Here is a 24,637-nt window from a genome sequence, read left to right as displayed (position 1 = left end):
CTCGTCGATGAACCATGGCGATCCCTTCACAGGTGCGCGGGGTGAATCACAGACCGAGGTAGATGCGCCGGACCTCGGGGTCGTTCCGCAGGTCGGCCGAGACGCCGGTGGCGGCGATCTGCCCGTTCTCCATGACCAGGCAGGTGGTGGTGACGTCGAAGGTCAGCTTGGCGTTCTGCTCGACGAGCAGGATGGCCAGGCCGTCGGCGTTGAGCCGCTTGAGCACGCCGGCGATCTCGGCGACGAGGATCGGCGACAACCCCATGGACGGCTCGTCCAGCAGCATCACCTGGGGCCGGCACATCAGCGCCCGGCCGACGGCCAGCATCTGCTGCTGGCCGCCGGACAGCGCCCCGGCCAGCCGGTGCCGCATCTCGCGCAGCACCGGGAACAGCTCGTACACCTCCTCGATCGGGGTGTGCTTCCAGCTGCTGGTGTAGGCGCCGAGCAGCAGGTTCTTCTCCACGCTGAGGCCGGGGAAGACGTGCCTGCCCTCGGGGACGTAGCCGATGCCGTGCCGCACCAGGGTGTGCGCGGGCGCGCGCAGGAGGTCGTGCTCGCCGAACCGGATCGTGGTGGCCCGGCGCGGCGCGAGACCCATGACGGCCTTGAGCGTCGAGGTCTTGCCCGCGCCGTTGGCGCCGATGATGCCGAGCGACTGGCCGGGTTCGACGGTGAAGGACACGTCGTGGGCGGCGCGGACGCCCCCGTAGTGGACCGACAGTCCTTCCACGGTCAGTGTCGTCATCGGGACGCCTCCTCGACGGCAGCCTCGCTGGGGGTGGACATCGAGTCGCCCAGGTAGGCGGCGACCACGTCGGGGTGCACGGCGACCTCGGCCGGCCGGCCGTCCGCGATCACCCTGCCGCTGGACAGCACGGTGACCTGCTCGCACAGCGACATGACCAGGCCCATGTTGTGCTCGATGATGACCACGGTGACGCCCGAGTCCCTGATGGACCGGACGATCTCGCCGAGCTGGCGCACCTCCTCGCCGTTGAGACCGGCGGCGGGCTCGTCCAGCAGCAGCAGGCTGGGCGACATCGCCATGGCGCGGGCCAGCTCGATGCGCCGCTGGATCCCGTACGGCAGTGAGCGCGGATCGGCGTCGGCGACGTCGGCGAGCCCGAACCGCTCGATGAGCTCCCCGGCGCGGGCGCGCAGCGTCCGCTCGTAGCCCAGCACCTTCCAGGGCAGGCTCGGATAGCGCCAGATCCAGGAGGTCGGCGTGCGGTCCAGGCCGACCAGGATGTTCTCGCGCACGCTGAGGTCCTCGAACAGGCGCAGGTTCTGGAACGTCCTGGCCACGCCGCACAGCGACAGCCGGTACGGTGCCGCGCCGGTCAGGTCCTGGCCGCGCAGGAGCACCGACCCCTGGGTGGGCGTGTAGAAGCCGCTGATCACGTTGAACAGCGTGGTCTTGCCCGAGCCGTTGGGGCCGACGATGCCGCGGATCTGCCCGGCGGGCACGGTGAGGGACACCCCGTCGAGCGCGGTCAGGCCGGTGAACCGCTTGGTCACCGCCCGGACCTCCAGCGCGTTCCCGCCCGCGTCCGAGGGCGCGGGTTCGTACGGCAGGAAGGCGCCGAGCTGGGCCCGAGAGCCGTCGCCGCGCCGCCGCCGCAGCAGCAGCCGGAGCTGCCCGGGCAGACCGGCCAGCCCCCGGGGCGCGAACACCACCACGAGCACGACCACGAGGCCGTAGCCGAGCTGGGCGTACCCGGAGGCGTCCAGGAGCGCCTCTCGGAGCAGGGTGAGCGCGACGGCGCCGACGACACAGCCCAGGATGCTGCTCCGGCCGCCGATGATCACCATGGCGAGCAGGAGGAACATGTTGGCGATGTTGAACGACTCGGGAGCCACGAACCGGATGAGCCCCGCGTACAGCACGCCGGCGACGCCGCCGTACAGGCCCGACAGCACGAACGCGGTCATGCGCAGCAGCGGGATCTGCGCGCCCAGCGCGCCCGCGGCCAGGTCGTCGTCGCGCATGGCGCGCAGGCGGCGGCCCAGCGGCGAGCGGGTGACCAGCAGGGCGAAGGCCAGGGCGAGCGCGAAGACGACCAGTTCGACGTAGTAGAAGAGGTATCCGCTGGACAGGTCGACGCCGAACAGCGGCGGGACCGGGATGTCGCTGATGCCCTCGGCGCGGCCGGCGATGTCGGCGTTGGTGACCCAGTTGGTGAAGGCCAGGGCCAGGCCGAGCGTGACGATGCCGAGGTAGTGCGACTGCATGCGCAGCGCGGGGATGCCGACCAGGATGCCGAACACCATGGCGATCAGCAGCGCCAGGGCGGCCGCCGCCCAGAAGCCGAACCCCGCCTGGGTGGTGAGGATGGCGACGGCGTAGGCGCCCACGCCGAAGAACGCGACCTGGGCCAGGTTGATCTGCCCGGCGACGCCCATGGTCAGGCCGAGGCCGACGGCCAGGATGGCGAAGATGACGGCGACGTCGGCGACGTGGATCGCGTACCCGTCCAGCCCGTAGGGGAGCAGCCAGGCGGCCACCGCCACGGGGACGAGCCAGGCAAGACGTTTCACGCTCGGTTCACCGTGGCCTCTCCGAAGATGCCGGTGGGGCGGATCATGACGATGACCGCGAACACCAGGAACGTGACCAGCTCGGAGTACTCCTGGAAGTTGCCGGCCGCGAAGGCGTCCAGCAGCCCGAAGGCCAGGCCGCCGACGATCGCGCCGGGCATGCTGCCGAAGCCGCCCAGCATGGCGGCGGCGAAGCCCTTGATGCCCAGGGTGCCGCCCATGGTCGGGTTGACGTACAGCATGGGGCCGATCAGGCTGCCGGCCAGGGCCGCGAGCCCCGCGCCGATGGCGAAGGCCATCGCGTTGCTGCGGCCGACGTGGATGCCGACGGCGGTGGCCGCCTGGTGGTCCATGGCGACCGCCTGCATGGCCGCGCCGCGTTTGGTGCGCTGCAGGAACAGCGCCAGCAGCCCGGTCGCGGCGGCGGCGACGGCTATCACCACCAGGTTGTAGGTCGGGATGCGGATGCCGGCCAGGTCGATCGGCCCGGTGGCGACGGGGGAGGGCACGGCGTGGCCGGTGGCGCCCCAGATGAGCACGGCCCCCGCCTCTAGCACCGCGCCGAAGCCGATCGTGCCGATCAGCATCAGCGTGAAGTCCTTGTTCTCCAGCGGACGCAGGAATCGTTCGATGATCAGGCCGATGAGGCCGGTCACCGTGATGGCGACGATGATCGCTACGGCGAAGGGGAGCTGCGTGGCCAGGTAGAACGTGGAGGCGGCGTACGCGCCGATCATCACGACGCTGCCGTGGGCGAAGTTGACCAGCCCCATGGTGCGGTAGACGATCGAGAACCCCATCGCCACCAGCGCGTACACCGCTCCGAACGTCACCCCGCCGATCAGGGTCTGGAGGAATACCTGCACGTCAGCTCGCGGCCTCGGGCTCGACCTTGCCGTCCTTGACCAGGCCGATCTTGGTTTCGTGGATGCCGACGCCGTTGGCGTCGAAGGTGTAGTCGCCCAGCAGCCCGGCGCGCTTGACGCCGCGGATGGCGTCGGCCAGCTTCTGCCCGCCTTCGCCGCCGGTCTGCTTGAGCGCCTCGATGAGGATCGACGCGCCGTCGTAGGCCTTGGCGACGTGCATGCGGGCGTCCTCGCCGTAGGCGGCCTTGTACTTGGCGGCGAACGCCTTGATCTCGTCGCTGGCCTCGTTGCTCAGGTACGGCGAGCTCACGACGGAGTCCTCGGCGGTCTCCGTCCCCGCCGTGGTGGCGTACACGTCGGTGCCCATCGGGGCGCCGCCCGCGAAGGTCGCCTCGATGCCGAGCTCGCGTGCCTGCTTGGCGATCAGCCCCGACTGGACCTCCTCGGCGCCGATGAACAGCACCTCCGGCTCCTCCTCGCGGATCTTGGCCAGGTTGGCGTTGAAGTCCTTCTGGTCGGGGGTGACGATCTCGTCCGCGACCGGGGTGACGTTCCTGGACTTGAGCGCGGCCAGGAAGGCGTCGTGCTCGCCCGCGCCGTAGGCGCCGTTGTTGCTGATCAGCGCGATCTTCTTGTGGCCCTTGTCGTCGACCAGGTATTTCGCCAGCGTCTCGTCGAAGGTGACGCTGGTCGGCGCGTTGAGGAACAGGAAGGGGCTCTTCAGCTCGGCGAGTTTCGGCGACTGGCCCGAGGTGATGTTGGGGATCTTGGCGTCCTTGAGGATGGGCGCCATGGCCAGGGTCACGGCGCTCTCCGCGGTGCCCAGCATCGCGATGTAGCCCTCGCTGGCGATCTTCCTGGCCAGGTTGGTGCCGATGGTGGGGTCGCCCTGGTCGTCGAAGAGGTCGAGCTGGATCTGCCGCCCGTTGACGCCGCCGGCCTTGTTGGCCTCGTCGATGGCGAGCTTGACGCCCTTGTGCTCCCACTGGCCGAGCGAGCTGAGCTGGCCGCTCTGCGCGTTGATGTTGGCGATCTTGAGGGGACCGGTGGCGCCCGCCTCCGGTGCGGCCGACTGACCGGGCGGGGCGCAGGCGGCGAGCGCTATGAACGCCGCCGCGGCGATGGAGGATCTCGCGAAAGACACGGTTTCACCTCATGGGGGGATAGGTGAGAGTTAATTCACGGACTAGTACGTTCGTTATAACGTCAGGACGTCGATGAGGGAATATCGAACCTACAACGGTTTCCTGCGGATCAGTCGGCGAAGACGCCCTGGTAAATGTCCTTGATGTTCCAGTGCCCCGGGGTCGGCACCGGCTCGTTCACCATCGGGACGTCGATCACCGCGGGCCGCCGGTTCGCGACGGCCGCGCGCAGAGCCGGGCCCAGGCCGGCCGGGGTGGTGACGGGGTAGCCGTCGGCGCCGCACGCCTCGGCGAGTGCGGCGAAGTCCGGGCTGTAGGGCCGCCCGGCGGGGTCGGTGAAGTCGCACCCGTGGCTGCGCCCGAAGTGGGCCGCCTGCAGGTCGGAGATCGTCCCGTGCGACCGGTTGTTCATCACCACGAAGATCACCGGAGCGCCCTGCTCGACCGCCAGCGGCACGGCGGGCAGCTGCGCGCTCATGCCGCCGTCACCGACGAGTGCCACGACGGTCCCGCCGGGCCGGGCGAGCTGCGCGCCCACGGCGGCGGCGGGGCCGAACCCCATGGTGGAGGCGCCGCCGGGAGTGATGAAGCGGCCCTCGGGCGGCAGCTCGTAGCACTGGGCCACGCCGTTCTTGTTCCAGCCGACGTCGGTGACCAGGATCGCGTCGGCCGGGAGCAGAGCGCGCAGGTCGGCCAGGATGCGCTCGGGCCGCAGGGGGAAGTCGTCGGCGCGCTCGCGCTCCGCGCTCGCCGCGAACAGCCTCGACCTCGCCTCGGCGATCCGCCGCCGCAGCTCCGGCCGGTCGCGTGGCGGGTGGGACCCGGCGGCGCGGGCCAGCGCCTCTACGGCGAGCCGCACGTCGGCGACCGCGCCGATCTCCACGGGGTAGCTGCGGCCGATCTCCGCCGGGTCGATGTCGATCTGGATGAGCGTGCTCGCCGAGAAGTCCCAGGTGAAGCGAGGGTCCCAGGAGCTGGCGTCGGTCTCGGCGAAGCGGGTGGCCAGGGCCAGCACCACGTCCGACCCGCGCGCGTACGCGTTGGTCAGCTCCAGCCCCCAGAACCCGGTCATGCCCAGCAGCAGCGGGTGGGCGTCGGGCACGGCGCCCTTGGCCATGAGCGAGTGCGCGATCGGGATGTCCAGGTGCTCGGCCAGTGAGATCAGCGCCCCGGCGTCCTCCCGCAGGCCGCCTCCGAGGTAGATCAGGGGCCGCTCGGCTGCCGCCAGCCTCGCCGCGATCAGCTCCGCGGTGGCTTCGGGCAGGCCGGGCGGCGCGGCGTGGCTGATGGCCGGGTGCGGCGCGGCGGGCCGGGAGAAGACGTCCATCGGCACGTTGACCAGCACCGCGCCGGGCCGGCCGGAGGTCGCCGTCCAGAAGGCGCGCTCCACGGCGCGGCCCAGGTCCTGGGCCCGGTGCACGTTCCAGGCCCGCTTGACGAAGGGGCGGAAGATCGACGCCTGGTCGGCGTCGGCGTGCAGGTTCACCTCCTGGTGCGGGTGGCGGCCCCGGAAGTACGAGGGGATGTCGCCGGAGATCACCACCAGGGGCACCGAGTCGAGCGCGGCGGTCATGACGCCGGTGGTGGCGTTGGTGAGCCCGGGGCCGACGTGGACCAGCAGCACGCCGGGCTTCCCGGCGGCGCGGGCGTAGCCGTCGGCGGCGTGCGCGGCGGCCTGCTCGTGACGGGCCATGACGAAGCGGATGCGGCTGTCGGCCAGCGCGTCGAGCACGGCGATGTTCGTGTGGCCGCAGGTGCCGAAGACGTACTCGACACCGAGTTCCTCGAACTGCGCGACGAGGGCGCGGGCCGCGGTGGTGGTCACTGGTCTCCCCAGATGGTCAGCCCTTTGAGCATGAGGGTCTTGGTCACGGTGAAGTCCTCGATCATCCAGCGGGGCGACTCGCGGCCGATGCCGGAGTCCTTCACGCCGCCGAACGGGACGTGGTCGAGGCGGAAGTTGGAGGAGCCGTTGACGATCAGGCCGCCCACCTCCAGCTCGCGCCAGGCGGTGACGATGCGGCGCACGTCGTGCGTGAACAACCCGGCCTGCAGTCCGTACGGGCTCCGGTTGCACTCCTCGACGACCCCGTCGAACGTGTCATAGGGGAGCACGACGACCAGCGCGCCGAACACCTCCTCGCGGACGACCCTGGCCTCGCGCGGCGGCGCGAGCACGACCGTGGGCGCCATCACCGATCCGCTGCGGCTGCCGCCGGTGGTGACGGCGGCGCCCGCCGCGGCCGCCTCGGCGGTCTCGCGGACCACCCGCTCGGCGGCGTCGTCGTCGACCATGGAGCCGACGTCGGTCGCCGGGTCCGCCGGATCGCCCACGACCAGCGCCTTCACCTCCGCGGTCAGCGCGTCGGCGAACTGGTCGAAGCGGCTGCGGTGGACGTAGACGCGCTGGACCGACACGCAACTCTGGCCGGAGTTGCTGTAGCCGGTGCGGGCGCACACGCGGGCCGCCTCCGTGACGTCGGCGTCCTCGCAGACGATGGTCGCGGCGTTGCCGCCGAGTTCGAGCATCACCCGTTTCGGCCCGGCCGCGCGGGCGACGGCCCGCCCGGCGGTCACGCCGCCGGTGAAGCTCACCACGGCGATCTCCGGAGCGGCGCACAGCCGTTCGCCCACCTCGCCGCCGCCGTGCAGCACCTGCACCGCCTCCACCGGCATCCCGGCGTCGAGGAGCAGCTCCACCAGCGCCGTGGAGACGGCCGGGGCCTGCGGCGGCGGCTTGACGATCGTGGTGTTGCCCGCGGCGAACGACGCGGCGAGCTTGTGCGCCAGCAAGTTCGCCGGGGCGTTGAACGGCGTGATGGCCAGGACGGGACCCGCCGGGGCGCGCTGGGTGATCGCCGTGTTGCCGACCCCGCGCCCCCAGCCCGCCACCGGCAGCACCTCGCCGCCGATCATCCTGGCCTCGGCCGCGGCGACGGACAGGGTGTCGCACACCCGTAAGATCTCGCCGCGCCCGTCCTTGAGCGGTTTGCCCAGCTCGCGCGCGAGCAGGCCGGCCAGCCGCTCGCCGTGCGCGGTGACGGCGGCGGCGGCGCGGGCCACCACGCCGGCCCGGGTGGCGGGGGCCAGCCGGGCGACGGCCTTGGCCGCCCGCCGGGCGTAGTCCACCGCCGCGACGATGTCGGCGGACTGTGCGGTGCGCGCCCGGCTGACGGGCTCGCGCAGATAGGGGCCGATGCGGTCGGTGTACGGGCCTTCGGTCACCCACTCGCCGGCGACCAGACACGCCGCTTCGTGGATCGTGTCCATAGGGACTCCCATCGAATCCGCTCAGCGGTTCGGTCAAACCGCGCTGTGGATTGCATCACGGTATGAGCCGACGAAGGTTCTGACAAGAGGGATACGTCAACCGCTTGGTGGAGCATATGGACCACCAAGCGGACTCGGTGTTAGCGTACGGACCGCATGAGAGGGTGAGCGCGAGCTCATCTCCGATCACTAGTGAGGACCCGTGCCTTCGAACATTCCGGCAGCCTCCGGCGAGAGCGGTGGGGTGCGCAGCGTCCAGCGGGCGTTCGACATCCTCTCGCTGCTCACCGAGGATCGCCGCACGCTGACGATCCGCGAGGTCGTCGACGAGACGGGCCTGGCCAAGACCACGGCGCTGCGCCTGCTGCAGACCCTGGAGCAGATGGGTCTGCTCTGGGCCACGCCGAAGGGCTACGCGGCGGGCCCCGGCCTGTGGCGCTGGGCGCACCTGGCCCGCTCGGCGTGGGAGCTGCCGCCGGAGACCGTGCAGCTCATGCGTGACCTGGGCGCGCGGCATCGGGAGACGGTCAACCTCTACGTCCTGCGGGACGTGCACCGCATCTGCATCGCCCAGCAGGAGAGCCCGCAGCCGCTGCGCCACGTGGTGCGGGTCGGCGACGAACTGCCCCTCTGGGCGGGCGCGTCCTCGAAGATCCTGCTCAGGGACGCCCCGCCGAGGCTGCTCGCGCGGGTGGCCCGGTCCTCCCCGCACGGCGAGGCGCACGTGGCGACGCTGCGGGACTGGATCGACCGCGCGGCCCGCGACGGCTACGCGGTCAGCCACGGCGAGCGGGACCCGGGCCTCTCGGCGGTCGCCGTGCCGGTCACGGGCAGCTCGCGGGCGACCGTGGCGGCGCTGACGCTGAGCGGTCCGACGGTTCGCTTCACCGTGGAACGCGTCCGGGAGTTCGCCGCGGACCTGCGCGATGCGGCCAGACGCATGTCGGAGCGCGGGTTCGACCATCCGCTGACCTGACCCTATGGAGCGTGAATGCAGCAGTTGCCACTGGACGGCGTCAAGGTCGTGGACCTGACCAACGTCCTGGCCGGGCCGTACTGCAGTTACCAGCTGATGCTGTTCGGCGCGGAGGTGGTCAAGGTGGAGCTGCCCGGCGCCGGGGATCTGGCCCGGCGTCTCGGCCCCGACCCCGAGCTCAACCGGGAGCTGATGGGCGCCTCCTTCCTGGCCCAGAACGCCGGCAAGAAGTCCGTCGGGCTCGACCTCAAGAGCCCGGCCGGGCGGGCGGCCTTCGAGGCGATGGTCGCCGGCGCCGACGTCCTGCTGGAGAACTTCAGGGCCGGGGTGCTGACCAGGCTCGGCTACGACTGGGACCGCCTGCGCACGCTCAACCCGCGCCTGGTCTACTGCGCGATCTCGGGGTTCGGGCAGAGCGGCCCGATGAGTGACGCGCCCGCCTACGACCAGATCGTCCAGGGGCTGTCCGGCATGATGAGCGTCACCGGCACCCCCGACACCGTCCCGCTACGGGTGGGATTCCCGATCTGCGACACGGTCGGCGGGCTGATGGCCGCGCTGTCGATCTCCGCCGCGCTGGCCGGCCGCCACCGCACCGGGCGCGGCTGCTTCCTGGACCTGTCCATGCTGGAGGCGTCCATCTCCGCCATGGGCTGGACCGTCTCCAACTACCTGATCAGCGGCGTCGAGCCGGAACCGATGGGCGACCAGAACGCCACCGCGGCGCCCTCGGGCACGTTCGAGACCGCCGACGGGCCGCTGAACATCGCCGCCAACCAGCAGGCCCAGTTCGAGACGCTGTGCCGGCTCACCGGACGCCCCGACCTGGCCACCGACCCCCGGTTCGCCGAGCGGGAAGCGCGCAAGACCCATCGGCAGGCCCTCAACCGCGAGCTCAACCAGGCCCTGCGGGCCAAGACCGCGCAGGAGTGGGAGGAGACGCTCTCCCGCGCGGGCGTGCCCGCCGCCCGCGTCCTCACCGTCCCGCAGGCGCTCGCACTCGACCAGGTACGTCATCGCGGCTTCCTGACGGAGCTGCCGCTGGCCGGTGCGGGGGAGCGGCAGGTCACCGTCACCGGCAACGGCGTGCTCGTCGACGGCGTCGCCCTGCGCCCGCGCGGTCCCGCCCCGCTTCTCGGGGAGCACGACGGGGAGTACGGGGTGACGTCATGAGCGCCCCCGGGGACGGCGCCGAGGTCGCCGACTGGTGGGCGACCGCCGTGTCGAGGATCGAGCCCGACGTCATCGAGTTGCGGGGCCGGCCGGTCCAGGACCTCATCGGCCGGATCGGCTTCGCCGAGATGATCTGGCTCATGCTCCGCGGCGAACGGCCCGACCCGCGCCGGGCGGCGTTGCTGGAGGCGGCGCTGGTCTCCTCCGTCGATCACGGCCCGCACGCGCCGTCCATCGCCGTCGCGCGGATGGCCGCCACCTGCGGGGTCGGGCTCAACAACGCCGTCGCCACGGGGGTCAACCTGCTCGGCGACGTGCACGGCGGCGCGGGGGAGCAGTGCGTCGGCCTGCTGGAGGAGGTCGTGGGCGACGGTGACGCCGCCGCCGTGGTGGCCCGCCGGCGCGCCCGCGACAAGTACCTGCCCGGCTTCGGGCACCGCTTCCACCGGCGTGATCCGCGCCGCGACCCGCTGCTCGACCTCGTGGCCGGCGCGGTCGCTGACGGCGTGGTGCCGGGCGCGCACCTGCGCGCCGCCCTCGAGGTCGAACGGCTGATCGCGCCGGTGCCGATGAACATCGACGGGGCGTCCGCCGTCGTCTACGCCGAGCTCGGCTTCCCCGCCCCGCTGGCGCGCGGGCTGTTCGTGCTCAGCAGGTCCGTCGGCATCCTGGCCCACGCCTGGGAGGAGATGGGGCAGGGACGGCGGAACAAGGGGCCGATGCCGCCGTCCGTGCTGCCCACCTGGCTCTGAACCTGCGGTCCGCCTGGTGGTCCGAACGCTCCGCTCGGCAGCGCATTCTCGCTCGCCCCGGTCTCCAAGGCAAGGCTTGTCTCCCCGTGTCCTCCATGTCTACGCTCAGGGCCTCTAGCGGAACGATCGGTCCACCTGGTGGACCGTAACGTGAGGTGCTCCCCATGCGCAGCAAACTCTCCGTCGCCGCCGCCACCGGAGCGGCGGCACTTCTGCTCACCGCGACCGCGCCCAGCTCCGCCGCATCACCCGCCCCCGCGCGGAACCTCGGGGATCCCGACTACGGGGTCTGCCGTGGCACCGACCCCCGCTGCTACCACGACTGGGGCAACTTCGACCCGGCCGACGGCTACAAGCTGCTCGTCTACAGCCGCACCGCCGGCCCGCGCCACGCGCACCTCGGCACGCCGCTCGGCCCCGGTCTCAACCCGCCGCTCAACGACGACAACGTGGCCGTCAAGGCGGTGGTCGAGCTGGGCCGGGAGAACGGCTTCACCGTCGACTACACCGAGGACGTCACCCGGCTGTCCTCGGCGGGCCGCCTGCTGCCGTACGACGCGGTCATGTTCCTCAGCACCACCCGCGACGCCCTGGACGACCCCGCGCAGACCGCGCTGCGCCAGTACGTCCGCGCCGGTGGCGGCTTCATCGGCGTGCACAACGCCTTCGGCACCGAGTACAACTGGCCCTGGTACGAGGGCCTGCTCGGCAACGCCAACTTCTACGACCACAGCGCCAACCAGCCCGGCACCGTCGTCACCGTCAACCGGCGCGACGCCTCCACCCAAGGGCTGCCCCGCGCCTGGGCCTTCTCCGACGAGTGGTACAACCTGGTTCCCGCTCCCACGCGGGTCCGCGTGCTGGCGGAAGTGGACGAGAGCACCCTGGCCCAGGGCGTGCGCGGCAATCTCGGCCACCCCGGCCACGGCGACCACCACCCGGTCAGCTGGTGCCAGTACTACGACGGCGGCAAGGCCTGGCTCACCACCCTCGGCCACGACGTCAGGGCCTGGACCGACGAGCCCATGGAGGGCGACCAGCACTTCGTCCGGCATCTGCTGGGCGGCGTCACCTCCGTGCTCGGCATGACCCCGTTCTGCCGCTGACGCCGGGAGCCCGGCCGGCGCCGTGATCTCCCCGGTCACGACTCCTCGGCGGCGAGGCCGCTGCGCAGGGCCAGCACCCTGGTCCCCGGTCCGGAGGCGGCGCCCGGGCCGGGCAGCGCCCGCACGTCGGCGGTCGTCACCGGTTGTCCGCAGCCCGAGCAGCAGACCCGCGGCGTGAACTCCGCGCCGCAGTCACGGTGCACCAGGCGGACGGGCGGGCCGCCCGCCGGTGTCACCCATCTGTCGCCCCACGCCATCAGCGCCATCAGCACCGGCACGAGGTCGCGGCCGGCCTCGGTGAGGTGGTACTCGTGCCTCGGCGGCCGCTCCTGATACGCCCGGCGCTCCACGATGCCGTCGGTGACCAGCGTCTCGAGGCGGCGGGTGAGCAGGTTGCGGGAGATGCCGAGGTTCTCGGCGATGTCGTCGAACCGGTGCAGGCCGAGGTGGATGTCCCGCACGATCAGCAACGTCCACCACTCGCCGACACGTTCCAGGGACTGTCCGATCGAGCAGTGCATCTCCGCGAAGCTGGTCCGTTGCATGGCTCCAGTGTAGAGGGTTGATTCATTGAACTCACTGTCGTACGTTGTGCCCGAGAGAGTTCAATGAAAGGACTGACTGATGCCGTTCGTGGAGTTGTTCGTTCCCAAGGGCTCGCTCGACCAGGAGCGCCGGGAGAAGATCGGAGGGCGGCTGGTGTCGGAAGTGATGATCGCCGAGGGCGCCCCCGACACCGAGGCGGCCAGGTCCATCTCGTGGCTCGTGGTGAACGAGGTCGACGCCTGGTTCGTGGGCGGCCGCCCGCTGCCCGCCGGGGACAAGCCGAAGTACGTGGTGCGGGTGGGAGTTCCGGCCGGGTCGATGAACGACGACAGACGCCATGACATCGTACGGCGCGTCACGCGGGTGCTCGCGGACGCCGACGAGGACCCGGGACGGTTCACCGAGGCCGCCGCCGCGTGGGTGCACATCAACGAGATCCCGGAGGGCAACTGGGGAGCGCGCGGGGAGATCGTCCGCATCGAGGACATCGCGGCCTTCGTGACCGGCACGGGCGCCGTGGTCCCACGCGGGGCTTGAGTCTCAAGCCGCTTGAGATTCCATAGTGGCGACATGGACGACAACGAGCTGTACCCGATCGGGGACGTGGCGCGCCGGACCGGGCTGACCGTCAGCGCCATCCGCTTCTACTCCGACGCCGGCGTCATCGCGCCCACGCGTGTCACCGAGGCCGGCTACCGGCTGTACGACGTACGCGCGATCGCCCGGCTGGAACTCATCCGCACCCTCCGCGACCTGGGCGCCGGCCTGGACGACATCCGGCGGCTGCTCGACGGCGCGACGTCACTGCACGAACTCCTCGCGGCGCACCTGGAGCTCGTCGAGCGTCAGGAGCGCGACCTCAGGGCCAGACGCGTCGTGCTGAGGACGCTGGTCAAGCAAGGCGGCACCGCCACGCAGGCCGCCCTGATGCACGGACTCGTCTCGATGACCGACGAGGAGCGCGAGCGGCTCGTCGACGAGTTCTGGAACGAGGTGGACGAGGGCCTCGACGTACCCCCGGGCTTCGTCGAGCGGTTGCGGAGGATGCGGCCGCGCCTGCCGGAGGACCCCACGGCCGGCCAGCTCGAAGCCTGGATCGAGCTGGCCGACCTGCTCCGGGGCGAGGAGTTCCGGGGCGCGGTCTGCTCCTACCTCCAGGACACGTACGGCACCTTTCCCGGACGGCGCCTGGCCGCCGCGCCCGTATGGGACTTCATCCACCAGGAGGGGGCGAAAGCGGGGGAGGAGATCGTGGAGGCGTATCGCTCCGGGCTCCCGGCGGACTCCCCGCGAGCGCGGGAACTGGCCGCCGCCCTGGCGGACGCCTCCGCCGCGGCCTTCGGCACGCAGGCCACGGCGCAATCACGCGAACGCCTGGCCACGGCCTTCCTGCTGGTCGAAGAGCTCCGGCGGGAAGATTTCCGGGAGGAGGCCCGGTACGACGCCACGTACGGCAGGTACCTGTCCCTGGTGGCCCGGATCAACGAGATCCCGGCCGGTGCGGACGAGGACGGCCCCGCCCTGTTCGCCTGGATCGCCGAGGCTCTACGCGCTTCGGCCTGAACCCCGGTTCCCCCGAGCTCCCGCGAGCTCCCGAGCTTCCGCCGATGGGATCGATGGACGGACTTGACAACTGATCACGCGTGCCTTTCTAATATTCGGCGTGTCGCGTGACGCCGGCCAGGAAGACGGCCGCGGGTGGGCGGCACCGTATGCAGGGAGATGATCGCCGTGGACTCGTTCACCACAGGTCGCGCCTGATCCCGTCGCGCCCGCGCGTCATCCCGGCCGCCTCCGGCGGTCTCGAACGCCTTCCTCGCTGACGCCCTTCGCCGTCCCCTGCCCATCACGGGCCGGACGCTGACGCGCGCGCGTTCCCGTACTGCTCGTCAACCCGTCACCGCGCCCGCGCGGTTCCTCACACGTGCCCGGCCACGCCTCCGGGCCGAAGGAGCTCTCTACTTGAACACCACCCGCCTTCCCGCTTCCACGCAAGAATCCGACGCCGTACGCGCGAAGATGCAGCAGGTCTTCTCCGACCCGCCCGTCCTCGACGGCGACGCCGGCCTGGACCCGGTCCTGCCGGACACCGGCGGCGTCCCCGCGACCTGGGTCACCGCCGGCCGGGCTCCGGCCGAGGCCGGAGTGACCGTCTACGTCCATGGCGGCGGCTTCTCCTTCAGCAATCCTCCGATGGAGCGGATCATGGCCTACCGCCTGTCGAAGGCCACCGGTCGCCCGGCCCTGACAGTGGACTACCGCCTCGCGCCCGCCCACCCGTACCCGGCGGCGGCCGAGGACGTGCTGGCCGTCTACCGGAGCCTGCTCGGCCAGGGGGTGCCGGCGGACAAGATCCTGCTCGTCGGGGAATCGGCCGGCGGCACGCTGATCCTCTCGGCGCTCCTGATGCTCGCCCACGCGGGGGAGCCCATGCCGGCCGGAGCCGTCCCGGTCTCCCCGATCACCGACCTGGCTTCGAAGCCGGGCCCTGCGGCGGGCAACGGGCGCGACTCGATCGACCCGTCCATCCTGGGGCCGATCGCCGCTCAGTACCTCGGGGGAGCCCGGCCGGACCAGGCGCCGCAGTCGCCGATCCACGGAGACTTCCGCGGGCTGCCTCCCATCCTGCTCCCGATCGGCGGTGACGAGATCGTCCTCGACGACGCCTGCCGTTTCGCCGAGGCCGCCGCCGCGGCGGGGGTGCCGGTGGACGTCGACGTGTACGAGGGCATGCCGCACGCCTTCCACGCGGCCGCGCTCTTCCCCGAGGACGCGCACCTGCCCACGGCCGCCACCTTCCTCAGCCGCCTCACGGACTGGGTCACCCGGCTGCCCGAGCCCGCCGCCCGCCTCCCGCGCTGACCTCCGCCGCCCCCCCGGGCGGGGCGCGGCCGGTCAGGCCGCGTAGGTGTAGTGGTGGGGCCAGTCGCCGGTCTTCGACCTGCCCTTGAAGATGGCCCGCAGGGCGGTCCGGGCCTGTCCCGGCAGGGTGTCCCAGCCGACCGGGACGCCGGTCGCCTTGTGCACGGTCACCACGCCCACGAGGTCGCCGGGGCCTGCGCCGTACCCGTAGGTCACGGTCTCCTCGGTCTCGGCGGTCTTGATGACGAAGATCAGAAGTCCCATGCGGCGCCGTCAGCTCTCGACGGCCAGGCGTTTGTCCATAGATCCAACGGTATGGCGCGGCACCGCAGCCATGGCCCCCCCGGTCCCGTGCTGCCGACGATGCCGGGCATGCCCGAGCGGCGCACTCACGACAACGTTCGTCATGGCATCACCACTCCATTCGCCGCCTTCGACATCGCCGTGCCGGCCGACCTGGACATCCACCTGATCTGCGACTGCGACCGGCTCCTCCTGGATCAACCAGGTCGAGCGCTGGTCCGGCTACCTGACTGATCAGCTCACGACCGCTGGAACGCCGACCCGAAACCGTTTCGAGCAGACGATGCAACGCCTGCGTCAATACCTTGTCACTGACGCCGCCGATTGCGTCACGCAGCTCGCGCCGGGCGGTGCGGCCCCGCACGTACACGGCGATCCGCCACGAACTCGTCACGATCCATTCCCTGATGCGCTCCTCTCGCCGGCCATCATCGCTTGTTCGTTGCACACCGATCGGTGCGCAACGCCTTCTCTACCGTAGCCACCAGACGATCATCGCTTGACGCGAGGTGGAAAAGGGGATTGCGGATGCGCATCGGGATTTTGGGCACGGGAATGCTTGCGGCGGCGCTCGGCGAGGGCTGGGTGCGCGCCGGACATGAGCTGGCCGTCGCCGGGCGCTCCTGGGCCAAGGCGCAGGAGCTCGCTGATCGGCTTGGCCGCAGGGCGCGCGCTGTCACGCCGGGCCAGGCGGTCGTGGATCGTGATGCGGTGCTGCTCGCGGTGTCCTGGCAGGGCGCCGAGGAAATACTGCGCAGCGCGGGCGCGGCTGACGGTTCCCTGGAGGGAACGGCGTTGATCGATCCGACGAACGCCGTCGAGCACGGCGTAGGCGTGGTGCTCGCTGGAACCGATGAGGCGATGGCGCAGCGGATCGCCAGGCTGTCTCCGGGAGCACACGTGGTGAAGGCCTTCCACCTGTTCCCCTCCGACCAGTGGACGAGGCCTCGCGTCAGTGGCGAACGCCCTGTCACGGTGGCGATGTGTGGTGACGATCCAGACGCGTTGCACGTTGTCGGCGAGCTGGTCCGTGATGTCGGCGGAATCCCGGCCGTGCTGGGGTCGCTGGATCGCGCTCGCCAGCTGGAGGAGGTCGCTGGTTTCGTCATTGGGCTGGCCTTCGCCGGCACCGACCCCAACTCCGCCATCCCGCGCATCCCATCATCGGCCGCATGACAGCATCTCTCAGCCGACCTGCGGAGCAGCCGCTGGCTTTCGGGGTCCATGCTGCTGGTCGAGGGGGCAGATCGGCCTACGTACAGAGGACGCCCTGTCCCAGCCGTGTCTCATGCGTGCGGAACATGGAAATCCCGTCGGGGTCCGCTCCAGGTCCGACTGGAGCGTCAGGCCGACCGTGAGGAGAGCTGAACTCCCCCGGCGGGAACAGGATGCCCAAGAAGCCGAGGCGACGGCCGGCATGCCCGCCTCGCCGCGCCCCGACCTACGTCCGCTGACCCCGTACATGGCCGGCCGCCGCTTCCCGCGCGGCAGGCCTTCGCCCGTCAGGACGGGGCACCGCGGGCGGCCATGGTGACGCGGACGGCATGGGCGGCGCAGGCGGCGCCCATGGCGAGCAGCACGGCCAAGGCGAGGGTGACCCGCAGGAGGCCGTCGCCCGAGGTGGGGGCCGCGAAGTAGACGCTGCCGAGCCCGGCGACGGCCGTCACTCCCGCCAGCACCGGCCCCATGGCGTTGAGCGCGGAGATCGCCGAGGCCAGCCGCGGCTCCACCAGTGACGTGATCCGCGCGATAAGCGGGCTGTACCCGGCGGCGTGCCCTGCCCCCGCCAGCGCCAGCAGGGGGACCGTGGCGAGCGGGTGCCATTGGAAGCGCTGCGAGAGCACCAGCAGCCCCGCCCCTGCCGCGAAGCCGAGCGGCCCGGCGATCGGTAGGGCGGCACGCAACCCCGCCGGGTAGCGGCTCCAGGTGAGGCTGAGCGTGCCGAAGCCCAGCGCGTATGGGACGAACGCCAGCCCAGCGGCAAGCGGCGTGAACCCGAGCGCCGACTGCAGGTGCAGCGTCAGGGTGAGCAGGAAAACCGTATAGCAGCCCATGACGATCCAGCAGGCCGCCAGTCCGGGCCGCACCCCGGCCGGCCGCAGCGCCGCCAGGTCCAGCAGCGGGTCGCGGGCCCTGCGCTCGTGGCGGAGGAACCCCGCCAGCAGCCCCGCCCCGGCCGCCGGCGAAATCCAGGCCCACACGGGCCAGCCCAGCTCGGGGCCGAAGATGAGCGGGACGATGAGCGCCGTCATGGCGGCGCTCAGTACCGCCACCCCAGCCAGGTCGAGCCGGGCACGCTCCCGGGTGCGCCGGTCCGGCAGCACGCGCGGGCCGACCACGAGCAGCACCAGGCCCACGGGGATGTTGACGAGGAACACCGGCCGCCACGACAGGCCCAGGAGATCGGCCCCCACCACCAGGCCGCCGACGACCTGCCCCAGCGCGACTCCGAGGGCGAGCACCATGCTGTAGGAGCCGATGGCTCTGCGCCGGGCTGCTCCGTCGTAGTGCAGGTGGATGAGGGCGAAGATCTGTGGCGTGAGCAGCGCGGCGCCCATCCCTTGGGCGACGCGGGCGAGCACCAGCACGGTGGCGTCGGGGGCCAGCCCGCACAGCAGCGACGCTCCGGTGAACCAGCCGAGGCCGAGCAGGAAGGCCCGCCGGTGCCCGAGCATGTCGCCGATCCGCGCGCAGGTGACCAGGAGCACGCCAGTGGTCAGCAGGTAGCCCGAGACGATGAGCTGGATGGCGGTGCCGCCGGCGTTCAGATCAGCACCGATGGTGTCGGCGGCGACCGACACGATCGAACCATCCATGGACGCCATGATTTGCCCGGTGAGCAGCACGGCCAGCATGGGGGCCCGCCGGCCGGCCGACACCGGTAGGGAGGCGTGGGTGGCGGTCATGAGTGTTCAGCATGAGCCGGCGCGGCCGTCCAGTATTGAAGAAATATGCGGATCTCTTGCGAAGTGTGCAGATCCGAGCGGGGGTACGGTGGTTCGCGTGCGTACGGCAAGGACGGTGGTCGAGAGCCCGCACTTCGTGATCCGCGCGGTCGAGTGCGCCGACGACCACGCCCGCTGGTCCGCCCCCGAGACGACGCCCGCGGTGCAGATCGTGCTGGCGCGTCGGGGCCGGTTCCGGCTCGACTGCCGGGGCAGCCGGGTGCTTGTGGAGCCGGCCGTCGGCTACCTCAGCCACCCGGGTGACGAGGTGCGCTTCGCCCATCCGGCGGGCGGCGACGCGTGCACGTCCGTCACGTTCACGGGCGAAGCCCTGGCAGCCGGGAGCGGGGACGCGTTCTCCGCCGACGTGGCAGCCCGACTCGATGCGGTCCGCTCGGCCGCGTCCGGGCGTCCGCCCGCCGTCCGCGTGGACGCGCGGCTCGAACTGGCCCACCGCCTGCTCCTGCACACCAGCGCCGACCCCGGCCTGGCCGGCGCGGAGGCGGTGCTCGATCTCCTGCTGCTGGCCCTGCGCGGGCAGCCGGGCGACGCGCCCGCGCCGGGCCGGCAGGAACTGGCCGACCTCGCCAGGGAGGCGATCCTCACCGACGACCCCGCCGGCGCCGATCTGGTCACGCTGGCCGGCCGGCTGGAGACGTCCCCTTCGCATCTGAGCCACACGTTCCGGCACCACGTCGGCATGCCGCTCAGCCGCTACCGCAACCGGGTGCGGGTCAGCCGCGCCCTGGCGCGCCTGGGCCAGGGCGAGCGCGACCTGGCGGCGCTCGCGGCCGGCCTCGGCTTCAGTGACCAGGCCCACCTGACCCGGGTGATGCGCGAGGAGGCGGGCCACACGCCCGGCCGGGTCCGCGCCCTTCTGACCGCCGTTCTCCGCTGATTCCCCCGATCCGTCAACCGGACGTGCCCGCCGAACGGTAGTCCTCACCCGGGGCGAGGAGATGGGGGTGACGGATGGACGACGAGTTCGCCGAGTACGTGACACATCGGCAGCAACGACTATGCCGGACGGCTTATCTCCTTACCCGTGAGCACTTCACGCCGACCGGCTCCTCCTGGATCAACCAGGCCGAGCGCTGGTGCGGCTATCTGACCGACCAACTCAGCCGCCGTGGGGTGCACAAGAACGTCCAGGCGCTGGAGCATCGCTTCTCGCGCGACCGCCGGGGCGTGATCCCGACGAGATCGACGGCAGCCACTGCGTAGCACTCAGCCGCCCCGAACAGGTGGCGGACCTGCTGCTGGGCTACGCGGCCGCCCGGTAGAAGAGCACCTGGCCGATCACCGATCGCGCCGGGCCATGGCGGCGATGCCGTCGAGCAGGGCGCGCAGGCCGAGGTCGAACGCGTTCGCCGCGGCCTGGGCCGCGTCGCGGTCGAAGCCGCCGTCCCGCCAGGCCTGGTCGATCACCGGGTATCGCGCCGGGTCGAAGATGGTTTCCCAGAACACTTGGCGGGCGGCCCACCAGTCTTCGCCGGACTGGCCGCTGATCCGCTCGGCCTGCGTGTGTTCGGCGAGGGTGGCGGCCGCGCCGTCGACGAAGGTGACGATGGAGTCGCTGGCCGCGGACATCTCGGCGGCGGACAGCCCGGTCATGGACAGGGCGGCCAGCAGGAAGTTGTCCCTGGCGAGCAGTCCGGGGCCGAGGGGTGGCCGGACGGTCGACACGACGCGCAGCCACGGGTGGCGTTCGTGCAGGGCCACGTTCTGCCGCGCGTAGTGCTCGATCTGCTCACGCCACGAGCCCGATCGAGTCAGGTCGAATTCCTGCCGGGCGGAATCCACCATCAGGTCGACCAGTTCCGCCTTGCCCGGCACGTGGGTGTAGAGCGTCATCGTGCCGACGCCGAGGGACGCGGCGAGCCGGTCCATGGTCATGGCGGCGAGGCCGTCCCGGTCCGCCAGCGCCATGGCCGCGGCGACGATCTTGTCCAGGGAGACCTTGGGGGGCCGGCCGCGACCCGATCGAGCCTGCGGGGAGCGCCAGAGCAGGCGCAAGGTCTCCCGAGGATCTCCGCCGCCGGTGCGTTCCATCAGGCCTCCCTATTTCCGTAGATCATACGTTATTGTTTATCCGTAGAACGTACGGAAACGGAGGACGCACGTGCGAGTACTGGTGACCGGCGCGACCGGGAACGTGGGACGGCATGTAACAGCGGGGCTGGTGCAGGCCGGAGTTCAGGTGCGGGCGCTGACCAGGGACCTGCGGCGGGCCGATCTGCCCGCCGCCGAGTTCGTCCAGGGAGATCTCACCCAGCCGGAGACCGTGCCGTTCGACGGCGTGGACCGGATGTTCCTCTTCTCGGAGCCGTCGACGGCGAAGCAGGTCGTCGAACGTGCCAAGGAGGCCGGTGTTCAGCGGATCGTCGTGCTCTCGTCAGGCGCGGTGACCGGCGGTTTCGACACGACGTTCCATCCGCCGGTCGAACAGGCCGTGCGGGAATCCGGTCTGGAGTGGACACACGTCCGGCCGGGCGAGTTCGCGGCCAACAAGCTTTCGCTGTGGGGACCGTCGATCCGGGCCGAGCGGTTGGTGCGGGACGCGAATCCGGACACGGGAGGGTTTCCCGTGCACGAGCGGGATGTCGCCGATGTGGCGCTGGCAGCCCTGCTGGGGGAGGGGCACCACGGCAAGGCGTACGACATCAACGGTCCGGAGCTGATCAGCTTGCGTGACCAGGTCAAGGCCATCGCCGACGCACTCGGGGAAGAAGTCGGGTTCGAGGAGGTCACCCCGGCGGAGGCGCGCGAGATCTACCTGAAGATCGGGGGATTCGCCGCCGAGGCCGCGGACTTCCTGCTGGGGTTCACCGACTACGACGGCAATCCGGCCGATCCGGCGGACACCGAGGACTTCGACCCGGGTGCCTTGGGCCCGCTGCCCACGGCGCAGTCCGTGACGGGCAGGTCGCCGCGGACGTTCGCGCAGTGGGCGCGGGATCGGGCCGAGGACTTCCGCTAGGCGAAACAACCCAGTGCAGGCGCGGGCGCGCTGCTGCGCAGATGTCACAGCCGGACGACAACCGGGCGGGCGTCGGCTCTGCCGTAGGCCATGATGCGTCGCAGAGCGGACCGCAGCCGGTCGACCGCCTCATCGCCGACGTCGAGGAACGCTTCGACCTCGGGATCGTCGAGACCGAGATCCTCCAGGGCGTGCGCGGCGAGGACCACGCGGAGCACGCCGCCGTGAAGCGTGATCTCGGTGACGGCCCCGTACGAGGCCGCCTGGCCGGCGGTGACCACGCAGTAGCTGTCCATCTCCGACTCGGCGTCGTCCTCGCCGGGCTCGGACAAGCCGCACTGGAAGATCAGCTCCATGCCCTCGCCGTCGTCGCGTTCGGCGACGCCGGCCGACAAGCACTCCAGCTCATGGTCTTCCGCCACTCCCGCGACCCGGGCCGTGAATCGAACAGTCATGCCGCGGAGCGTAGAGGATCAAGGCGACAGTCCCGGCTGCTCGATCGCATCGTGCCGCTGTGACGCCGGTCACGGAACAGGGGGCCCGGTCCGGGTGAGGTCCCGGATCTCGGGGAGTCGCCGGAATCCGGCTGACCGGTAGGTGGCGACGGCGCCGGTGTTGGAGCTCGGGGTGCAGACGTTCGCGCTCGACGAGCCCAGTTCCCGGAGCGCGGCCGCCGCGGCGACGGTGATCGCCCTGCCGTAGCCGTGACCGCGATGTTCCCGGTGCACGCCCATCGGTTCGAGCAGCCCGGGTCTACCCGGACCGGCCGACCACACCGTCACCGCCGCCACCGCGTCGCCCCGGTCGTCGTAGGCGACCAGACACCGGGCGTCGGCGTACGGCAACGCGGCCGCCATCGCGTGCCAGCGCTCGTCCGTGAACGTCGACCCGTCGAACGAGGCCCGCTGCACGGCGGCCCGCACGTGCGCCTGCTCAGGGCCGATCACCTCGATGCGCACGCCCGGGTCCTGCACCGGCTCGGTGAGGTCGCGGCGCAGCGGCGTCCACGGCTCGCCGGCACTCCAGCCCTGCTGCTCCAGCAGTTGCCGGACCCGTACTCCCATCGGCGTGTCGACGCTCGCCTTCCCGCCGGGGAGTACGCCGCGGTCCGGCTCGGTCATGTCCTCCGCCAGCCGCCGCGCCAGTTCCTCGTCCTGCCGGGCGGCCGGCGCGATCGTCAGCCGCAACAGCATGGGATCGTCCAGCAGCCCGACGGCGAGAACCTGCCCGTCCCGGCTCCACGTACGGACTGCCGCGGCCGTCGCCTCCGCGCCGAACCGCCAGAACCAGCCCAGGTCGCCCGGATGCAGTTGCGCCGGCGCCCCCTCGTACTGCCATGCGCGCAGCACGCCCACGACTCCGCTCAGCCCGTCGGCTCCCGGTTCACCCAGCACCATCGACATGCCGTCGATCACACACCATCGCACCCTTGTCAGGCATCGGGTTTTTCGCCGGCCGGCCCGTTCCGCACGGCAAGATCCTCGCTCCCGCTCCGGGTAACCGCCTTGAGGTGACGAGCGCGGGCCTGATCGGTCATGGTCGGCGTCCCCGGCGGTACGGGTCGATAATGGCGGGTGCCCTTCGCCCTGAGCCATGTCGTGGCGATCTTGCCGGTGCGGCGGTGGTTGCCGCCGTCGGCGCTGGCCGTCGGGGCTGTGGTGCCCGACGCGCCGTACTATCTGCCGCTGCCGTTCTCGTCGGCGAGCACGCATACGTGGTGGGGGGCGCTGCTGTTGGGCGTGCCGGTGGGTGTGGTGCTGCTGGTGGTGTTCCACCAGGGCCTGCGGGCGCCGCTGGCCGCGTTGGCCCCCGCCGGGCTGCGGGCCCGGCTGCCGGACGGCGTGAGGCCGGCGCCGGTGGCCGTGGTGGCCGCGTTGCTCGCCGGGATGGTCACCCATCTCGTCTGGGACGCCTTCACGCAGGTCGGTGGGTTCGCGGTGGTGCACTGGCAGGCGTTGCGTCAGCCGGTCGTCGGCGCGCACCGGGTGTTCAACGTGCTGATGTACGTCAGCTCGGCGGGCGGCCTGGTGGTCCTGGGCGGTTGGCTTGTGCGGTGGTACCGGCGGGCGCCGATCCACTCCGGGCGGCGGGCGAAGACGGCGGGCCGGGCGCGTGGCGTGGTGCTTGCCGCAGCCGTTCTCGCCTCGGCCGTCGGCGCCGCCGCCGGGGCGACCTCGGACCGTGCCGCGGTGAGCGACTACGACCTGGTGCGAAGCGCGATCTTGGGTGGTGCCGACGGAGTTCGGTCGGGTAGAGCCGGACGCCGGGACCCCCTGGACAATGATCTACTTTGTAAAGGCGGGCGGCCGGTGCGAAAAACACACCTTCTTCAAAGGCACGGGCTTCGCCCGTACGCCCTCCACGAACAAGAGCGCCCGGTGGCGCACAGATCAGTGGGCCCGAGGCGGAGCTGTCGCGCGGGCCCGGAGCCGGCGCAACATGCGGGGGTCGGCGAAGCCCACCTCGCGTGCGGCGGCCTCGGTGGTGGCACCGCGGCCGAGGAGGTGTTCGGCCCGTTCCAGTCGCAGGGCGGTCTGGTAGGCGAGGGGGGTGAGCCCGGTCGCCCGGCTGAACAGCCGGGTCACGGTCCGCTCGCTGCATCCGCCGGCTTCGGCGAGCAGGCTCAGCGGTAGTCGTTCGGTGAAGCGGGTCTCGATGAGGTCCTGGACGCGGTGGACGGTCTCGTTCGCGTGGGAGCGCCATCGCAGGAGGGGGCTGATCTGCTCGGCGGTGCCGTCGCGGTGGGTGTGGACGAGCATGGCGCGGGCCACTTGTCCTGCGGCGTACGGTCCGTGCCGGGTGGTCACGAGGTGGAGGGCGACGTCGATTCCGCTGGCGACGCCCGCGGAGGTGACGATGCGGTCGTCCTCGATGTAGAGCGCGTCCTTGATCACGTGCGCTCGTGGGTGGAGGCGTGCGAGTTCGTCCTGGACGGTGTGGTGGGTGGTGCAGCGGCGGCCGTCGAGGAGTCCGGCGCGGCCCAGTGCGTCGGCGCCCGCGCACACGCCGGCGACGGTGCCGCCTGTGGTGTGGTGTTGGTGTAGGTGGCGCAGTGTTTCGTGGCCGGCGGGGTGGGTGGGGCCGCGCCAGCCGGGCACGATGATCAGGTCGTCGGGGGTGAGGGTGGGCCAGTGGGTTTCGGCGTGGGGGGTGAGTCCTTGGACGGTGGCGA

General features: G+C 71.6%; 25 protein-coding genes and 1 pseudogene. 13 read left to right on the top strand and 13 right to left on the bottom strand.

The genetic code is table 11. The features are described from left to right. Window positions 1–46: 46 nt before the first annotated feature. The 6 genes from ADY59_RS12595 to ADY59_RS12570 all read right to left on the bottom strand — a co-directional run bounded on the left by ADY59_RS12595 (window position 47) and on the right by ADY59_RS12570 (window position 7,822). Complete coding sequence (locus ADY59_RS12595; protein WP_049561777.1) at window positions 47–748, bottom strand: ABC transporter ATP-binding protein; 702 nt, start codon at window positions 746–748, stop codon at window positions 47–49. After that, window positions 745–2,541, bottom strand: a complete 1,797-nt coding sequence (locus ADY59_RS12590) for a branched-chain amino acid ABC transporter ATP-binding protein/permease (protein WP_082310053.1) — start codon at window positions 2,539–2,541, stop codon at window positions 745–747. Before ADY59_RS12590 ends, ADY59_RS12595 begins: the two co-directional genes overlap by 4 nt. Next, window positions 2,538–3,407: a branched-chain amino acid ABC transporter permease gene (locus ADY59_RS12585; RefSeq protein WP_049561773.1), complete on the bottom strand. Its 870-nt coding sequence runs from the start codon at window positions 3,405–3,407 to the stop codon at window positions 2,538–2,540. The genes ADY59_RS12590 and ADY59_RS12585 overlap by 4 nt, the downstream gene beginning before the upstream one ends. Before the next feature lies 1 nt (window position 3,408). Continuing rightward, on the bottom strand, window positions 3,409–4,551 hold the full coding sequence (locus ADY59_RS12580) for an ABC transporter substrate-binding protein (RefSeq protein WP_049561772.1): 1,143 nt from the start codon (window positions 4,549–4,551) through the stop codon (window positions 3,409–3,411). Between the two features lie 110 nt (window positions 4,552–4,661). Further along, window positions 4,662–6,377: a thiamine pyrophosphate-binding protein gene (locus tag ADY59_RS12575; protein WP_049561769.1), complete on the bottom strand. Its 1,716-nt coding sequence runs from the start codon at window positions 6,375–6,377 to the stop codon at window positions 4,662–4,664. Then, a complete protein-coding gene (locus ADY59_RS12570) occupies window positions 6,374–7,822 on the bottom strand; it encodes an aldehyde dehydrogenase family protein (RefSeq protein WP_049561767.1) in 1,449 nt (482 codons plus the stop codon). The genes ADY59_RS12575 and ADY59_RS12570 overlap by 4 nt, the downstream gene beginning before the upstream one ends. 202 nt (window positions 7,823–8,024) lie before the next feature. Between ADY59_RS12570 and ADY59_RS12565 the strand changes: the two genes are divergently transcribed. From ADY59_RS12565 to ADY59_RS12550, 4 genes are all read left to right on the top strand, one after another. Next, a complete protein-coding gene (locus ADY59_RS12565) occupies window positions 8,025–8,798 on the top strand; it encodes an IclR family transcriptional regulator (RefSeq protein WP_049561764.1) in 774 nt (257 codons plus the stop codon). A 15-nt stretch (window positions 8,799–8,813) separates the two neighbouring features. Continuing rightward, entirely contained in the window at window positions 8,814–9,971 is a 1,158-nt protein-coding gene (locus ADY59_RS12560) for a CaiB/BaiF CoA transferase family protein (RefSeq protein ID WP_049561763.1), read from the top strand. Beyond that, window positions 9,968–10,723, top strand: coding sequence for a citryl-CoA lyase (locus ADY59_RS12555; protein WP_049561760.1), 756 nt, complete (start codon window positions 9,968–9,970; stop codon window positions 10,721–10,723). Before ADY59_RS12560 ends, ADY59_RS12555 begins: the two co-directional genes overlap by 4 nt. 164 nt (window positions 10,724–10,887) lie before the next feature. Continuing rightward, window positions 10,888–11,829 (top strand): ThuA domain-containing protein, encoded by a 942-nt coding sequence (locus ADY59_RS12550; RefSeq protein WP_049561759.1) that lies wholly within the window; start codon window positions 10,888–10,890, stop codon window positions 11,827–11,829. Window positions 11,830–11,864: 35 nt separating this feature from the next. Here the strand turns inward: ADY59_RS12550 and ADY59_RS12545 are convergent, their stop codons facing one another. Next, window positions 11,865–12,374 carry a winged helix-turn-helix transcriptional regulator gene (locus ADY59_RS12545; protein WP_049561757.1) on the bottom strand — a complete coding sequence of 170 codons (510 nt, stop codon included), beginning with the start codon at window positions 12,372–12,374 and terminating at the stop codon, window positions 11,865–11,867. Between the two features lie 79 nt (window positions 12,375–12,453). On the opposite strand from ADY59_RS12545, the gene ADY59_RS12540 reads away from it, so the two are divergent. The 3 genes from ADY59_RS12540 to ADY59_RS12530 all read left to right on the top strand — a co-directional run bounded on the left by ADY59_RS12540 (window position 12,454) and on the right by ADY59_RS12530 (window position 15,237). Further along, on the top strand, window positions 12,454–12,912 hold the full coding sequence (locus ADY59_RS12540; protein ID WP_049561756.1) for a tautomerase family protein: 459 nt from the start codon (window positions 12,454–12,456) through the stop codon (window positions 12,910–12,912). 33 nt (window positions 12,913–12,945) lie between these two features. Further along, window positions 12,946–13,938 (top strand): MerR family transcriptional regulator, encoded by a 993-nt coding sequence (locus ADY59_RS12535; RefSeq protein WP_049561753.1) that lies wholly within the window; start codon window positions 12,946–12,948, stop codon window positions 13,936–13,938. Between the two features lie 399 nt (window positions 13,939–14,337). Continuing rightward, window positions 14,338–15,237 carry an alpha/beta hydrolase gene (locus ADY59_RS12530; protein WP_231618685.1) on the top strand — a complete coding sequence of 300 codons (900 nt, stop codon included), beginning with the start codon at window positions 14,338–14,340 and terminating at the stop codon, window positions 15,235–15,237. Between the two features lie 33 nt (window positions 15,238–15,270). On the opposite strand, the gene ADY59_RS12525 is transcribed toward ADY59_RS12530, so the two are convergent. Next, window positions 15,271–15,501 (bottom strand): hypothetical protein, encoded by a 231-nt coding sequence (locus ADY59_RS12525; protein WP_049561752.1) that lies wholly within the window; start codon window positions 15,499–15,501, stop codon window positions 15,271–15,273. 108 nt (window positions 15,502–15,609) lie between these two features. Between ADY59_RS12525 and ADY59_RS48630 the strand changes: the two genes are divergently transcribed. Both ADY59_RS48630 and ADY59_RS12520 read left to right on the top strand, forming a co-directional pair. After that, the gene (locus tag ADY59_RS48630) at window positions 15,610–15,774 is read left to right on the top strand and encodes a hypothetical protein (RefSeq protein WP_197093591.1); all 165 of its coding nucleotides are present in this window, start codon (window positions 15,610–15,612) and stop codon (window positions 15,772–15,774) included. Between the two features lie 294 nt (window positions 15,775–16,068). Continuing rightward, window positions 16,069–16,716 (top strand): NADPH-dependent F420 reductase, encoded by a 648-nt coding sequence (locus ADY59_RS12520; RefSeq protein WP_049561750.1) that lies wholly within the window; start codon window positions 16,069–16,071, stop codon window positions 16,714–16,716. Window positions 16,717–17,042: 326 nt separating this feature from the next. Here the strand turns inward: ADY59_RS12520 and ADY59_RS12515 are convergent, their stop codons facing one another. Beyond that, window positions 17,043–18,446, bottom strand: coding sequence for an MFS transporter (locus ADY59_RS12515; protein WP_231618684.1), 1,404 nt, complete (start codon window positions 18,444–18,446; stop codon window positions 17,043–17,045). Window positions 18,447–18,543: 97 nt separating this feature from the next. Between ADY59_RS12515 and ADY59_RS12510 the strand changes: the two genes are divergently transcribed. Both ADY59_RS12510 and ADY59_RS52495 read left to right on the top strand, forming a co-directional pair. After that, window positions 18,544–19,383 carry a helix-turn-helix domain-containing protein gene (locus ADY59_RS12510; RefSeq protein WP_197093579.1) on the top strand — a complete coding sequence of 280 codons (840 nt, stop codon included), beginning with the start codon at window positions 18,544–18,546 and terminating at the stop codon, window positions 19,381–19,383. A gap of 74 nt (window positions 19,384–19,457) precedes the next feature. Continuing rightward, window positions 19,458–19,709, top strand: a complete 252-nt coding sequence (locus ADY59_RS52495; protein ID WP_049561744.1) for a hypothetical protein — start codon at window positions 19,458–19,460, stop codon at window positions 19,707–19,709. A gap of 75 nt (window positions 19,710–19,784) precedes the next feature. Here ADY59_RS52495 and ADY59_RS12500 read toward each other — a convergent pair whose 3' ends face one another. Beyond that, the gene (locus tag ADY59_RS12500) at window positions 19,785–20,537 is read right to left on the bottom strand and encodes a TetR/AcrR family transcriptional regulator (protein WP_063780646.1); all 753 of its coding nucleotides are present in this window, start codon (window positions 20,535–20,537) and stop codon (window positions 19,785–19,787) included. A gap of 70 nt (window positions 20,538–20,607) precedes the next feature. Here ADY59_RS12500 and ADY59_RS12495 point away from each other — a divergent pair, with 70 nt between their 5' ends. Further along, window positions 20,608–21,465: an SDR family oxidoreductase gene (locus ADY59_RS12495; RefSeq protein WP_049561739.1), complete on the top strand. Its 858-nt coding sequence runs from the start codon at window positions 20,608–20,610 to the stop codon at window positions 21,463–21,465. A gap of 44 nt (window positions 21,466–21,509) precedes the next feature. Here ADY59_RS12495 and ADY59_RS12490 read toward each other — a convergent pair whose 3' ends face one another. Together ADY59_RS12490 and ADY59_RS12485 are read right to left on the bottom strand one after the other, a co-directional pair. Continuing rightward, the gene (locus tag ADY59_RS12490) at window positions 21,510–21,920 is read right to left on the bottom strand and encodes an Imm10 family immunity protein (protein ID WP_063780645.1); all 411 of its coding nucleotides are present in this window, start codon (window positions 21,918–21,920) and stop codon (window positions 21,510–21,512) included. Window positions 21,921–21,989: 69 nt separating this feature from the next. After that, window positions 21,990–22,880, bottom strand: coding sequence for a GNAT family N-acetyltransferase (locus ADY59_RS12485; protein WP_231618683.1), 891 nt, complete (start codon window positions 22,878–22,880; stop codon window positions 21,990–21,992). A 159-nt stretch (window positions 22,881–23,039) separates the two neighbouring features. On the opposite strand from ADY59_RS12485, the pseudogene ADY59_RS53965 reads away from it, so the two are divergent. Further along, window positions 23,040–23,555, top strand: a pseudogene (locus tag ADY59_RS53965) (DUF4184 family protein); the annotation flags it as partial. Between the two features lie 300 nt (window positions 23,556–23,855). Here ADY59_RS53965 and ADY59_RS12475 read toward each other — a convergent pair. Next, window positions 23,856–24,637: GlxA family transcriptional regulator (locus tag ADY59_RS12475; protein ID WP_049561731.1), on the bottom strand; the 782-nt coding region annotated here is incomplete at its 5' end.

The organism is Nonomuraea sp. SBT364 (assembly GCF_001083785.1).
Classification (GTDB): Bacteria; Actinomycetota; Actinomycetes; order Streptosporangiales; family Streptosporangiaceae; genus Nonomuraea.
The sequence above is the reverse complement of the archived record's forward strand: the minus strand, read 5'-3'. Positions and strand labels throughout refer to the sequence as shown.

What these genes read in the sequence shown, in the direction of transcription:
- ADY59_RS12595 (WP_049561777.1), bottom strand. Translation starts at nt 748, where the DNA reads ATGACGACACTGACCGTGGAAGGACTGTCGGTCCACTACGGGGGCGTC.
- ADY59_RS12570 (WP_049561767.1), bottom strand. Translation starts at nt 7,822, where the DNA reads ATGGACACGATCCACGAAGCGGCGTGTCTGGTCGCCGGCGAGTGGGTG.
- ADY59_RS12560 (WP_049561763.1), top strand. Translation starts at nt 8,814, where the DNA reads ATGCAGCAGTTGCCACTGGACGGCGTCAAGGTCGTGGACCTGACCAAC.
- ADY59_RS12555 (WP_049561760.1), top strand. Translation starts at nt 9,968, where the DNA reads ATGAGCGCCCCCGGGGACGGCGCCGAGGTCGCCGACTGGTGGGCGACC.
- ADY59_RS12550 (WP_049561759.1), top strand. Translation starts at nt 10,888, where the DNA reads ATGCGCAGCAAACTCTCCGTCGCCGCCGCCACCGGAGCGGCGGCACTT.
- ADY59_RS12545 (WP_049561757.1), bottom strand. Translation starts at nt 12,374, where the DNA reads ATGCAACGGACCAGCTTCGCGGAGATGCACTGCTCGATCGGACAGTCC.
- ADY59_RS12540 (WP_049561756.1), top strand. Translation starts at nt 12,454, where the DNA reads ATGCCGTTCGTGGAGTTGTTCGTTCCCAAGGGCTCGCTCGACCAGGAG.
- ADY59_RS12535 (WP_049561753.1), top strand. Translation starts at nt 12,946, where the DNA reads ATGGACGACAACGAGCTGTACCCGATCGGGGACGTGGCGCGCCGGACC.
- ADY59_RS12525 (WP_049561752.1), bottom strand. Translation starts at nt 15,501, where the DNA reads ATGGGACTTCTGATCTTCGTCATCAAGACCGCCGAGACCGAGGAGACC.
- ADY59_RS48630 (WP_197093591.1), top strand. Translation starts at nt 15,610, where the DNA reads ATGCCCGAGCGGCGCACTCACGACAACGTTCGTCATGGCATCACCACT.
- ADY59_RS12520 (WP_049561750.1), top strand. Translation starts at nt 16,069, where the DNA reads ATGCGCATCGGGATTTTGGGCACGGGAATGCTTGCGGCGGCGCTCGGC.
- ADY59_RS12515 (WP_231618684.1), bottom strand. Translation starts at nt 18,446, where the DNA reads ATGACCGCCACCCACGCCTCCCTACCGGTGTCGGCCGGCCGGCGGGCC.
- ADY59_RS52495 (WP_049561744.1), top strand. Translation starts at nt 19,458, where the DNA reads ATGGACGACGAGTTCGCCGAGTACGTGACACATCGGCAGCAACGACTA.
- ADY59_RS12500 (WP_063780646.1), bottom strand. Translation starts at nt 20,537, where the DNA reads ATGGAACGCACCGGCGGCGGAGATCCTCGGGAGACCTTGCGCCTGCTC.
- ADY59_RS12490 (WP_063780645.1), bottom strand. Translation starts at nt 21,920, where the DNA reads ATGACTGTTCGATTCACGGCCCGGGTCGCGGGAGTGGCGGAAGACCAT.